Origin of the sequence: Pseudaestuariivita atlantica, assembly GCF_001205715.1 — a bacterium.
Taxonomy (GTDB): Bacteria; Pseudomonadota; Alphaproteobacteria; order Rhodobacterales; family Rhodobacteraceae; genus Pseudaestuariivita; species Pseudaestuariivita atlantica.
The window spans coordinates 20,378-31,787 of record NZ_AQQZ01000005.1; the positions used below are offsets into that span (position 1 = coordinate 20,378).

At 63.8% G+C, this 11,410-nt stretch carries 10 protein-coding genes; 7 read left to right on the forward strand and 3 right to left on the reverse strand.

Features of this window, described 5'->3' with window-relative positions:
• Positions 1 to 145 precede the first annotated feature (145 nt).
• Positions 146 to 1,831, forward strand: a complete 1,686-nt coding sequence (locus ATO11_RS12095) for an acyl-CoA dehydrogenase family protein (protein WP_050531155.1) — start codon at positions 146 to 148, stop codon at positions 1,829 to 1,831.
• Between the two features lie 72 nt (positions 1,832 to 1,903).
• Here ATO11_RS12095 and ATO11_RS12100 read toward each other — a convergent pair whose 3' ends face one another.
• On the reverse strand, positions 1,904 to 2,416 hold the full coding sequence (locus ATO11_RS12100) for an RICIN domain-containing protein (protein WP_082176285.1): 513 nt from the start codon (positions 2,414 to 2,416) through the stop codon (positions 1,904 to 1,906).
• Between the two features lie 275 nt (positions 2,417 to 2,691).
• On the opposite strand from ATO11_RS12100, the gene ATO11_RS12105 reads away from it, so the two are divergent.
• From ATO11_RS12105 to ATO11_RS12115, 3 genes are all read left to right on the forward strand, one after another.
• Positions 2,692 to 2,940 (forward strand): hypothetical protein, encoded by a 249-nt coding sequence (locus tag ATO11_RS12105; RefSeq protein ID WP_134643107.1) that lies wholly within the window; start codon positions 2,692 to 2,694, stop codon positions 2,938 to 2,940.
• Positions 2,941 to 3,079: 139 nt separating this feature from the next.
• Entirely contained in the window at positions 3,080 to 4,090 is a 1,011-nt protein-coding gene (locus ATO11_RS12110; protein WP_050531158.1) for an SDR family oxidoreductase, read from the forward strand.
• A gap of 67 nt (positions 4,091 to 4,157) precedes the next feature.
• Positions 4,158 to 4,754 carry a LysE family translocator gene (locus ATO11_RS12115; protein WP_050531159.1) on the forward strand — a complete coding sequence of 199 codons (597 nt, stop codon included), beginning with the start codon at positions 4,158 to 4,160 and terminating at the stop codon, positions 4,752 to 4,754.
• Positions 4,755 to 4,821: 67 nt separating this feature from the next.
• Here the strand turns inward: ATO11_RS12115 and ATO11_RS12120 are convergent, their stop codons facing one another.
• A complete protein-coding gene (locus ATO11_RS12120; protein ID WP_050531160.1) occupies positions 4,822 to 7,320 on the reverse strand; it encodes a GcvT family protein in 2,499 nt (832 codons plus the stop codon).
• 194 nt (positions 7,321 to 7,514) lie between these two features.
• Here ATO11_RS12120 and ATO11_RS12125 point away from each other — a divergent pair, with 194 nt between their 5' ends.
• On the forward strand, positions 7,515 to 8,177 hold the full coding sequence (locus tag ATO11_RS12125) for an alpha/beta hydrolase family protein (RefSeq protein ID WP_134643108.1): 663 nt from the start codon (positions 7,515 to 7,517) through the stop codon (positions 8,175 to 8,177).
• A gap of 111 nt (positions 8,178 to 8,288) precedes the next feature.
• Positions 8,289 to 8,924 (forward strand): alpha/beta hydrolase family protein, encoded by a 636-nt coding sequence (locus ATO11_RS12130; protein WP_134643109.1) that lies wholly within the window; start codon positions 8,289 to 8,291, stop codon positions 8,922 to 8,924.
• Positions 8,925 to 8,952: 28 nt separating this feature from the next.
• On the opposite strand, the gene ATO11_RS21820 is transcribed toward ATO11_RS12130, so the two are convergent.
• The gene (locus tag ATO11_RS21820; RefSeq protein ID WP_050531163.1) at positions 8,953 to 10,089 is read right to left on the reverse strand and encodes a sensor histidine kinase; all 1,137 of its coding nucleotides are present in this window, start codon (positions 10,087 to 10,089) and stop codon (positions 8,953 to 8,955) included.
• Positions 10,090 to 10,346: 257 nt separating this feature from the next.
• Between ATO11_RS21820 and ATO11_RS12140 the strand changes: the two genes are divergently transcribed.
• Positions 10,347 to 11,390, forward strand: coding sequence for a rod shape-determining protein (locus ATO11_RS12140; RefSeq protein ID WP_050531164.1), 1,044 nt, complete (start codon positions 10,347 to 10,349; stop codon positions 11,388 to 11,390).
• Positions 11,391 to 11,410 lie beyond the last annotated feature (20 nt).

The following is an 11,410-nucleotide window of genomic DNA, read 5'->3' on the forward strand; positions in this document are numbered from 1 at the left end:
GACCCCTGATACCAGCCGCGTCAGCGCGCCACATCGAAAATCGGATGCGAAACTTTAAAACGCTTCGACAAGGCGGAATGTATTTATGTTGCGCTGCAACTGCGAAATACACTATGCAACTGCAACATCGATCGAGGAGATTCCCATGGCCCATGACGGACAGGACGTGACGACCGAAATCCCGGTGCTGGTGCCCGACCTTCTCGACACCACGGCAGCCGCGTTGCCTGCCATGGATGACATTCTTGCACGCGCCAAGGCCAGCGTGGCCGCGCTGGTCACCGACAATGGCCGCGTCTCGGGCGCGTTGATCGAACAGCACCAGACCGCCGCGCACGGGCTCGCATGGCTCGCCACCTACGTGGAAAGCCTGCACCAGATGCAGAACTGGGCGATGGCGCTGCAGGCCGACGGTCGCTTTGGCCGGATCGAGCAGCTGATCCACCAGATCGCGTTTGGCGAATACCTCTGGCAGGTGTACGGCGGCATCCAGATGAACCAGGGCGAGGTCATTCGCCTTCAGGACCTCGGCCTCACGCAGGCCGACCAGCGCTCCCTGATGCACCCGGCGGTGATGACCCTGACGCAGTCGGGCAACACGCAGGCCGCGCGCCTTGAGCTCGTGGACCTGATGCAGGAGCAGAAGGCGAACACCACCTTCGGCGCATCGGGCCTCGATGACGAGCTCGAGATGATCCGCGACCAGTTCCGCCGCTTCGCGCTCGACCGCGTGGAGCCGCATGCGCATGAATGGCACCTGAAGGACGAGTTGATCCCGATGGACATCATCGACGAGATGGCCAAACTGGGCGTCTTCGGCCTGACCATCCCCGAGGAATATGGCGGGCTGGGCCTGTCGAAGGCGTCGATGTGCGTCGTCTCCGAGGAACTCAGCCGCGCCTATATCGGCGTCGGCTCGCTCGGCACCCGCTCGGAAATCGCGGCAGAACTGATCCTGTGCGGCGGTACCGAGGACCAGAAACAGAAATGGCTGCCGGGCCTCGCCAGCGGGGAGATTTTGCCCACCGCCGTCTTCACCGAACCGAACACCGGATCGGACCTTGGCGCGCTGCGCACCAAGGCCACCCGCGACGGTGACGACTGGACGATCACCGGCAACAAGACGTGGATCACCCACGCCGCTCGGACCCATGTCATGACCGTCCTCGCCCGTTCCGTGCCCGGCACCGACGATTACAAGGGCCTGTCGATGTTCCTCGCCGAAAAGACCCCCGGCACCGATGACGCGCCGTGGCAGGATCCCGGTATCTCGGGCGGCGAGATCGAGGTTCTGGGCTACCGCGGCATGAAGGAATACACCGTCAACTTCGACGGGTTCGCCGTGAAGGGTGAGAACCTGCTCGGCGGGGTCGAGGGTCAGGGCTTCAAGCAACTGATGCAGACCTTCGAATCCGCCCGCATCCAGACCGCCGCGCGCGCCGTGGGGGTAGCGTGTTCGGCGCTCGACGTCGGCATGCAATACGCCGAGGACCGCAAGCAGTTCGGCAAGGCCCTGATCGAATTCCCGCGCGTCGCCTCGAAACTGGCGATGATGGCGGTCGAGATCATGGTCGCCCGCCAGCTGACCTATTTCTCGGCCCGCGAGAAGGATGAAGAGCGCCGCTGCGATCTCGAGGCCGGGATGGCCAAGCTGCTGGGCGCCCGCGTGGCATGGTCGGCTGCGGACAACGCGTTGCAAATCCACGGCGGCAACGGCTTTGCCCTGGAATACAAGGTCAGCCGCATCCTGTGCGACGCCCGCATCCTGAACATCTTCGAAGGTGCAGCCGAAATCCAGGCCCAGGTCATCGCGCGTCGCCTGCTGGCCTGAGTAAAAAGCCCAAACCGCGTAGCCGTGGTTTGGGCCAGATCGGCAGCGTTCAGAAGGGTAGGATCGCGTGTCCTACTTGATTTTCGCCACCGGCCGGAGCGACCAGAATTGGCCGGTGTAGGACGCACAAGGGCGCAGTTGCGGCTGCAGGTCCCTCGGGCCGCCGTTGAACAGGTCCAGACACATATCCGAACCTCGGAAGCGGGTCGTCAGGCGGTTGAACCCGGACGCAGGCGTGATCTTCCACTCCTGCCCGGTGTAGTTGCCACAGCTGCGCATATCGGTCTCGTTGTCGCTGTCGCCGCCGTTGAACACGTCGACACAGGCGCCATCACCCAGTTTCTTGTTCGAAATGGAGACGTATCCGTTCTTCCCGGGACGCAAACGCCAGAGCTGGCTGGCGGATTTGCGGCACTTCTTCATGACCAGCTTGTTCTTCTGACGGCCGGACCGGATCACGTCGAGGCACATGCCCTCGCCCTGCCATTTCGTGGTCAGCTGGTACCACACGTCATAGGGACCGGACTGCGCCCAAGCGGGCACTGCGAGGAAAGACAGGATCAGGGCAAATGTTACTGACTTCATGGTGATGAAATTCCTTCGAAAGACTAAAGCCTTCCTCACGGTAATTTTGTTATACTTTCATTATCAACAGTAAACTCGACCGGAAATCAGAAACACCGCCAAACCCCTCGACAAACACGTCACAGACTAATTATCCAAGTGTGCTTTCAGCATGATCTGGCTCTGCAGTTGCTTTTCCCGGCATTTTCACCGGATCCCCATAGGCACTGCCATCAGCCTCAAGGATGGATTCGAAGCACAAAACGAGGTCCGGTCTGATGTTTAGGACCCGCGCATTGGTGATCGCCGTCGTCGGCTTGACCGCCTGCTCCACCACCCAGTCCAGGCACGTCACACGTGCCGAGGCGTTGGAATTGATGAATACAGGCAAGGTGACGGAAATCGGCGTGACGCATTCAGGCGAGACGATCCTGACGCTGCGCGACGGCTCCTTTGTCTCTAACCACGTGGACGTCATCGGGTATCCCCGACAATTGCTCGCCGAATGCGCGGCCTGCGAAGACGTAACGCATTGGATCGAATGACACGATCCGAGAATCCGTTGGTGAACAATCAGACGTGCCGGCGTTGATCCGGCGCCCTTGGACGTCCCGCCGCACGCGATCCTTTCCATGCTGCGTCGACACCGTTTATACTTTTCAGAATATTTGAACGGGGGATTTCATGGCCAGGTCTGTATTGCTCACCGGCATATCGGGGTTCATCGCAAAACGTATCGCGCTGGATTTGCTAGACGCGGGCCACGTCGTACGCGGCACCTTGCGGTCCATGTCCCGCGCCCAGGAAGTGACTGATGCGCTGGCGGCGCACGTCTCTGATCCCGCTTCGCTGGACAGGCTCTCCTTTGCCGAGGCCGACCTGACACAGGACGCCGGTTGGGACGCTGCAATGCAGGGCATCGACGTGCTGATGCACACCGCGTCACCGTTTCCGGGGTCGATGCCAAAGGACGAAAACGAGCTGATCACGCCTGCCGTAGAGGGAACCCTGCGCGCGCTGAAGGCCGCACAGGCCTCGGGCGTCACGCGGGTGATCATGACGTCGTCGGTCGTGGCCATTGAAGCCAACGACAAGGGCGCGCCGTTCGACGAAAACGACTGGTCCGATCCCGCCCATCCCAGATCCACCGCGTATTTCAAATCCAAGACACTGGCTGAACGCGCGGCGTGGGACTTCGTTGCGGCGCATCCGGACATGGCGCTGACCGCGATCAACCCCTCGCTGGTGTTGGGCTCGCCACTTGACCAAAGGTTCGGCACATCGCTCGAACTGATTGAACGGCTCATGTCGGGCAAGGACCCGATGTTGCCCTGTTTCGGCTTCGGGATTGTCGATGTGGCCGACGTATCCGCGATGCACGTAAAGGCGATGGAACGGGAGGACACCGCCGGCCAGCGCTTCATCGCGTCGGGTGGCAGCATGATGCTTCCGGACATCGCCAAGGTGCTCAAGGATGCCTACCCCGACCGCGGGATAAAGACCGCGCGCGCACCGGATCTGCTTGTCCGGTTTCTGGCGCTCTTCGACGCACAAATCCGTTCCATCCTTCCAAATCTCGGCACGATGCCCGAATTCGACACCTCGCGCGCGCAGTCGGTGATGGGGATGGAATTCGTGCCGCCGGACGAGGCGATCCGAAGGTCTGCCGCGGCTGTTGCTGCCAAGACCGCGTAGACACCGTCTTGCCAAGCTGGATGTTTGCGGCACAGGGTCAGGACACCCGGAACAAGTCTGACACCCCATGCTGACCTTCGCTGCGGCGATCTTCTTTCTCATCATCTCGCCCGGTCCGGGCGTCCTGTCTGCCGCGGGTGTGAGCGCGGCGTTCGGGATGCGAGCGGGTCTGCGATATGTTCTGGGCCTGATGATCGGCAACGCGGCGGTGATGCTGGCGGTGATCACGGGGCTGGCGGCGCTGATCCTCGCCAGCCCTGTGATCCGCACGGTGCTGATGGTCTTGTCGACGGCCTACCTGCTGTACCTCGCGGCCAAGATCGCCTTTGCCGGGGCGCAGGTGTCGTTCATCGCCGCCGACCGCGAACCGGGCGTGCTGGGCGGGTTCCTGTTACAGCCGATCAATCCCAAGGCCTACGTGGTCAACACGTTCCTGTTTGCGAACTTCCCGCTGTACCCGGATGCCTACGTGACCGAGGTGATCGTGAAGGCCATCGTGTTCAACGCGATCTGGCTGCCGCTGCATATCCTGTGGTGCTGGTTCGGCGCGTCCCTGCGCCGCCTGAACCTAGCGCCACGCCAGCAGCGCGCGATCAATGTCGGGATGGCGGCGTCGATGCTTGTCGTTGTCGGGCTGGCGTTGATCGCGGGCGGGGTCGGCTGAGGATCAGCCGACCTACGTGAAAACCTGGATGTAGGTCGGCTGCTCGCCAGCCGACCCCGCTGTGAGGTCAGCCGTCCACCCGGATATTGGCGTTCTTGGGATCGTAGGGGCTGTCCTCGACAACTTCGGCATCCCACAGCCTGTTCTGCATCCGCACCTGCACGCGGGTCCCCGGCACGGCCAGCGCGGGCGGCAGGTAGCCCATCCCGATGGACTTGCCGAAATGCACCGAATACCCGCCCGAGGTCAGGCGACCGACGCGGGTGTCCCCGTCGTACAAAGCCTCGCGCCCCCACGGATCCGCATCCTCGGGCCCGTCGATCAGCAGAGTGCAGCACTTCGACCGGACGCCCAGCGCCTCCATCTCTGCCTTGCCATGGAAGTCCTTGGACAGGTCGACAAAGCGGGGCAGGTCGGCCTCCAGCGGCGTCGCGTCGCGGCCCAACTCGGTCCCGAAGGCGCGATAGGATTTCTCCTGCCGCAGCCAGTTCTGCGCCCGCGCGCCCACCAGCTTCATGCCGTGCTTCTCTCCGGCAGCCTTCAACTGATCCCACAGGTAGGTCTGCATCTCGATCGGGTGGTGCAGCTCCCATCCCAGCTCACCGGTATAGGCGACGCGGATCGCGTGCACCGGGCACATCTTCAACTCGATGTCGCGCGCCGACAGCCACGGGAACCGCTTGTTCGACAGCGCCGTGTCCGGGTCCGCGTCGACGATCAACTCCTTCAGCACATCGCGCGACTTTGGCCCCGCGATGGCAAAGACGCCCCACTGAGTGGTCACGTCCTGAGCGTTGATCCGGCCGAACTCGGCCTCCTTCTCGACAATCGCCTTGTAGAGGTAATCCTGGTCATAGGCGTGCCACGCGCCGGCGGAGACGAGGTAATAGTCATCCTCACCCTTCCGCACGATGGTGTATTCGGTGCGCGTCGTACCGGCCGAGGTCAGCGCGTAGGTCAGGTTGATCCGGCCCACCTTGGGCAGCTTGTTGCAGGTGAACCAGTCGAGGAACGCCGTCGCCCCCGGCCCGCTGATGCGGTGCTTGGTGAACGCTGTCGCGTCGATTAGCCCAACGCCGTTGCGGACCGCCTCGGCCTCGCCTTTGGCATACTGCCACCAGCCGCCCCGGCGGAACGAACGCGCGTCATGGTCGAACGAATCCGGCGCATCCAGAGGTCCGTAGTAATTGGGCCGCTCCCACCCGTTCACCTGCCCGAATTGCGCGCCTGCGGCCTTCTGCCGGTCATAGGCGGGGGCGGTGCGCAGGGGGCGGCAGGCCGCCCGCTCTTCATCGGGGTGGTGCAGGATGTAGACGTGCTCGTAACATTCCTCGTTCTTGCGCGCGGCATACTCGGTCGTCATCCACGAGCCGTAGCGTTTGGGGTCGAGCGAGGCCATGTCGATCTCGGCCTCGCCCTCGACGATCATCTGCGCAAGGTAATACCCCGTGCCGCCCGCCGCGGTGATCCCGAACGAGAAGCCTTCGGCCAGCCACATGTTCTGCAAGCCGGGCGCGGGTCCGACCAGCGGGTTGCCGTCGGGCGTGTAGCAGATCGGGCCGTTGAAATCGTCCTTCAGCCCCACCGTTTCCGAGGTCGGAATACGGTGGATCATGGACATGTACTCTTCCTCGATCCGTTCGAGGTCCAGCGGGAACAGGTCGGCGCGGAAGCTGTCGGGACAGCCGAATTCGAACCGCGCGGGCGCGTTGCGTTCGTAAGGACCAAGGATCCAGCCGCCGCGTTCCTCGCGCACGTACCACTTGGCATCGGCATCACGCAGGACGGGGTGTTCGGGGTTCGACTTGCGCCATTCGACCAGCGCGGGGTCGGGTTCGGTCACGATATACTGGTGCTCGACCGGGATCGCGGGGATCTTGATGCCCAAGAGCTGCGCGGTGCGCTGCGCGTGGTTGCCCGTGGCGGTCACGACGTGTTCGGCATGGATCACGATCTGCTCGTCCGAGGCGACGAGGTTACCGCCCTTTTCCACCATCTTGGTGCAGGTGACGTCCCAGTGATCGCCCGTCCAGTGATAACCGTCGACCTGCCACTTGCGCTCGATCATCACGCCGCGCTGGCGGGCCCCCTTGGCCATCGCCATCGTCACGTCGGCCGGGTTAATGTAGCCATCCGTCGGGTGATAGATCGCGCCTTTCAGGTCCTCGGTCCGCACCAGCGGATACCGCTCCTTGATCTGCGCGGGCGACAGCCATTCGAACGGCACACCGCAGGTCTCGGCGGTCGAGGCGTACAGCATGTATTCGTCCATCCGCGCATCGGTCTGGGCCATGCGCAGGTTGCCGACGACATAGAACCCGGCGTTCAGCCCGGTCTCTTCCTCAAGCGTCTTGTAGTACTTGATCGAGTAGTCGTGGATGTGAGTGGTGGCGTAGGACATGTTGAAATACGGCAAAAGCCCCGCCGCGTGCCAGGTCGAGCCGGAGGTCAATTCGTCCCGCTCCAGCAGCATCACGTCGTCCCAGCCTGCGCGGGCCAGGTGATACGCAATCGACGTGCCCACCGCACCGCCGCCCACAACCAGCGCCTTCACATGCGTCTTCATTGCCCGACCCTCCGTCTGCTGTCGCGACCGGGTTTAGCGAAGCACAGGACCGGGCCGGTGGAAGGAGTCGACCCCTTCGGCCCAAAAACGACATTTGCCGGGCGGATCGCCGCCGCCTGCCCGCTGACCGGCAGGATCGGGCCCTGACGGGTCTGGACAGACCCCACGACTTTGGCAAATCATCGGCCCGTTACATGACCCGGCCATTTTCCATGACGCTCACCGTCCGCACCGCTGCACGACAATTGAACGAGGCCTATCTCGGCCAGGTCCCGGACACCGCGCAGGTGCTGCGCGGGCACGGCGTGACCGGCTGGATGATGGAGGATGACGTGATGGTCATCCTCGGGCAGGACAGCTGGAAGGACTGGCTGTTCAACAGCCTCGACCCGTTCGGGGTGATCGGGCCGGAGCCGCCGGTCGGGCATGACCTTGAACCGCAGGCACGGCGGCACGGGCTTACCTTTCACGGCGGCATCCTCGAACATGCGCGCGTGGTCTATGACCTGGCGCTGCAGCACAGGCCGCGCGCGATCATCGGGCATTCGCTGGGCGGGGCCGCCGCGCAGATTGCGGGCCTTGTGCTCGAAGTGCCGGTGATCAGCTTCGGTGCTCCGCGTCCCTGCTGGTCGCGGCGCCGGGACCCGCGCGAATCCAACGTGCTGAACGTGATGCGTGTCGATGACGACGTGACCAAGCTGCCGCCATGGCCCATGGGGTTCCGCCCGCTTGGCCGCCCCGTCACGCTGGTGCCCTTCCAGCGGCGGTTCGGACGCGATCACCAGATGCCGCACTATGTCTCGATCCTCGACGAAGGACATCGCGGCGACCGCGTGCCCGACCGCTGGCCAGGCTGACCGGCCTTCCGGGTCAGGTTTGCCCTACTGGACGGCGGCCCGCCACGACGCTTGACTTTGCGTCATGCGCGCCGTGGCAATAACGCCGGGACAGAGACAGGGATTTTAGACATGGCCACGCTCAACGTAATGGAAGCCGCCAAGCTGATCGAAGACGCCTATGCCAAGCGGCTGACGGATGTGCATACCGAGATCGATGTGCGCGGCGTGCAGGCGACCTACCTCAATTCCGGGGTCCTCGTCATTCCGGGCACCAACGAGTTCCGCGACTGGTTTGACTTCAACCTCAACATGTTCGGCCAGGGCGGCGACGGCCACGGGTTCGAGGTCGTCTCGGGCGACAGCGGCACCAAGTGGCATGCCGGGTTCCTCGAACATGCGCAGATCGTCTACAGCTTTGCCAAGGGATTGCGGCCCAAGTTCATCGTCGGTCATTCGCTGGGCGCCGCTTCGGCGCAGATCGTCGGCATGTCTCTCAGAACGCCGACCATCGCCTTTGCGTCGCCCCAGACCTGCCGGTCGCGCACGCGGATGCCGGGCGAGGGCTGGGTGGTGAACATCTGCCGCGTCGATGACGATGTCTGCCACCAGCCGCCGCGCATCCTCGGCTTCCGCACGATCGGCAGCCGCTACTGGCTGAGCCCCGACCCGCTGAAACTGGGCGAGGATCACAAGATCGACAATTACATGGACCTGCTGAAGACCAAGAAGGTGAAGGACCGGGTGCCGCAGGCCTGGCCGACGTAAACGGCGGTCCATCCGGGCACGAGCCGGGTCAGGCGTCTTCGAACCGGTCAAGCGCGATGCAGATGTCGTGGACCACGCCATCGGGGCGCCAATCGCTGTCGAGCCGCCCGCCCAACCCGCCTTCGACCGAAACGCGGATCAGTTTCGATCCGAACCCCGACGGGGAGGGTGACGAGACGATGGCCGGGCCGCAGCGTTCCGTCCAGCGCAGGCGCACCGTGTCACCGTCGCGCTGCCACGATACCTCGACCCTGCCGCCCTGCGTGGCCAGCGCCCCGTATTTCGCCGCGTTGGTCGCCAGTTCGTGCACCACCAGCGAAAGATCTGTCGTGGCCTCCGGTTTCAGGCGCAACTCCGGACCCGCGACCGACAACTGGTCGTCGATCCGGGTCACGTGCGGCTCGACCAGGCGGTGCAGGATATCGGACAACCCGCTTGAAACAAGGGCGACCGGCGCATCGACCACGTCGGGCCGGATCAGGTCATGCGCCTTGGCCAGCGCCGAGATCCGCCCGCGCAGCGCGGTCTCCATGTCGGACGGCGTCGCCGCCTGCCGCGCCGTCATCGCGATCATGCCGCCGATGATGGTGAACAGGTTGCCGACCCTGTGGTTGAGTTCACGGTTGAGCAACCGGCTCTTGGACACTGCCTGCCGCAAGTTGATTTCGGTCTCGACCGTTGCCGCGATGTCGCGCAGGGCCTGCAGATCGCTTTCAGTCCATTCGCGGGGCCGGGAATCGATCGCGCAGAACGACCCGATCGCGTGCCCTTTCACGTGCAGCGGGACGCCGAGGTAAGCGATCACTTCGAGATCGCGAATGGCAAGGTTGTCGCGCAGGATCACGTCCTCGCGCGCATCCTGCACGACCAGTTCCGCATCCTGCGTCACGACGTGCTGGCAGAAGGAATGGGTCAGCGGCGTCCCCTGCGCCGTGGCAAAAGGCTCCGGAAGGCCGGAATGTGCCTTGAAGAACTGACGCTGGTCGTCCACCAGCGAAATCAGGGCCACAGGCGCGTCGATGATGGCACGGGCAAGGCGGACCGCGCGGTCGAACGCCTCTTCCGGCAGGGTATCAAGAAGCCCCGTCTGCCGAAGCGCTGCAAGACGGCCGACATCATCCAGTCTGGTGGGCGAGGCAACCTGTGTCCGCGAGTGAGTCGTCATGGCGGCGTCGTGAGCCTTTGGATGCAGCAAGTTGCCCAAGATATGCGTCGATTTGGTGATTTGCCAAGCCGCCTTATTCCGAACCGTGCAAGCAGTGGATGCTATTTCTCCGCTTCTCAGCAGCTTAGCGGATTTGCGCTGATTTGCGCCGGTCGCCCCCTTCAAACCGCTGTGGCGCACCGATATAAGGCCGCGTGGTCCACGCCCCCTGAGAGTCGCGGACCCAGGGGAAAGACAACTCAAAAGGCCCTCCACCCATGGCATTGTCCGATATTTTCGGCCTGTTCTCGTCAGACATGGCGATCGATCTCGGCACCGCGAACACGCTGGTCTACGTGAAAGGCCGGGGCGTGATCCTGTCGGAACCCTCTGTGGTGGCCTACCACGTCAAGGACGGCGTCAAGAAGGTGCTGGCCGTGGGCGAGGATGCCAAGCTGATGCTGGGCCGGACGCCCGGCAGCATCGAGGCGATCCGCCCGATGCGCGAAGGCGTCATCGCCGACTTCGACGTGGCCGAGGAGATGATCAAGCACTTCATTCGCAAGGTGCACAAGCGCTCGACCTTCTCGAAACCCAAGATCATCGTCTGCGTCCCGCACGGTGCGACGCCCGTGGAAAAGCGCGCGATCCGTCAGTCGGTGTTGTCGGCTGGTGCCCGCCGCGCCGGCCTGATCGCCGAACCCATCGCGGCGGCGATTGGCGCGGGCATGCCCATCACCGACCCGACCGGCAGCATGGTCGTCGACATCGGCGGTGGCACGACCGAGGTTGCGGTCCTGTCGCTGGGCGACATCGTCTATGCCCGCTCGGTCCGCGTCGGTGGTGACCGCATGGACGAAGCGATCATCAGCTACCTGCGGCGTCAGCAGAACCTTCTGGTAGGTGAATCGACCGCCGAACGCATCAAGACCTCCATCGGCACCGCCCGCATGCCCGACGACGGGCGCGGCGCGTCGATGCAGATCCGGGGCCGTGACCTGTTGAACGGCGTGCCCAAGGAAACGGACATCACGCAGGCGCAGGTGGCCGAGGCGCTGTCGGAGCCGGTGCAGGCGATCTGCGAGGCGGTGATGACCGCGCTCGAAGCGACCCCGCCGGACCTTGCTGCCGACATCGTCGACCGGGGCGTGATGCTGACGGGCGGTGGCGCGCTTCTGGGCGATCTGGACCTCGCGCTGCGCGAGCAGACGGGGCTGGCCGTGTCCATCGCGGACGAGTCGCTGAATTGTGTCGCCATGGGCACCGGCAAGGCGCTAGAATACGAAAAGCAGCTGCGCCACGCGATTGACTACGACAGCTAGATCCTTTGCAGAAAGGGATG

Bases quoted from the DNA above. Each gene is read 5' to 3' on its own strand.
- ATO11_RS12095 (WP_050531155.1), top strand. From the start codon at position 146: ATGGCCCATGACGGACAGGACGTGACGACCGAAATCCCGGTGCTGGTG.
- ATO11_RS12100 (WP_082176285.1), bottom strand. From the start codon at position 2,416: ATGAAGTCAGTAACATTTGCCCTGATCCTGTCTTTCCTCGCAGTGCCC.
- ATO11_RS12110 (WP_050531158.1), top strand. From the start codon at position 3,080: ATGGCCAGGTCTGTATTGCTCACCGGCATATCGGGGTTCATCGCAAAA.
- ATO11_RS12115 (WP_050531159.1), top strand. From the start codon at position 4,158: ATGCTGACCTTCGCTGCGGCGATCTTCTTTCTCATCATCTCGCCCGGT.
- ATO11_RS12120 (WP_050531160.1), bottom strand. From the start codon at position 7,320: ATGAAGACGCATGTGAAGGCGCTGGTTGTGGGCGGCGGTGCGGTGGGC.
- ATO11_RS12125 (WP_134643108.1), top strand. From the start codon at position 7,515: ATGACCCGGCCATTTTCCATGACGCTCACCGTCCGCACCGCTGCACGA.
- ATO11_RS12130 (WP_134643109.1), top strand. From the start codon at position 8,289: ATGGCCACGCTCAACGTAATGGAAGCCGCCAAGCTGATCGAAGACGCC.
- ATO11_RS21820 (WP_050531163.1), bottom strand. From the start codon at position 10,089: ATGACGACTCACTCGCGGACACAGGTTGCCTCGCCCACCAGACTGGAT.
- ATO11_RS12140 (WP_050531164.1), top strand. From the start codon at position 10,347: ATGGCATTGTCCGATATTTTCGGCCTGTTCTCGTCAGACATGGCGATC.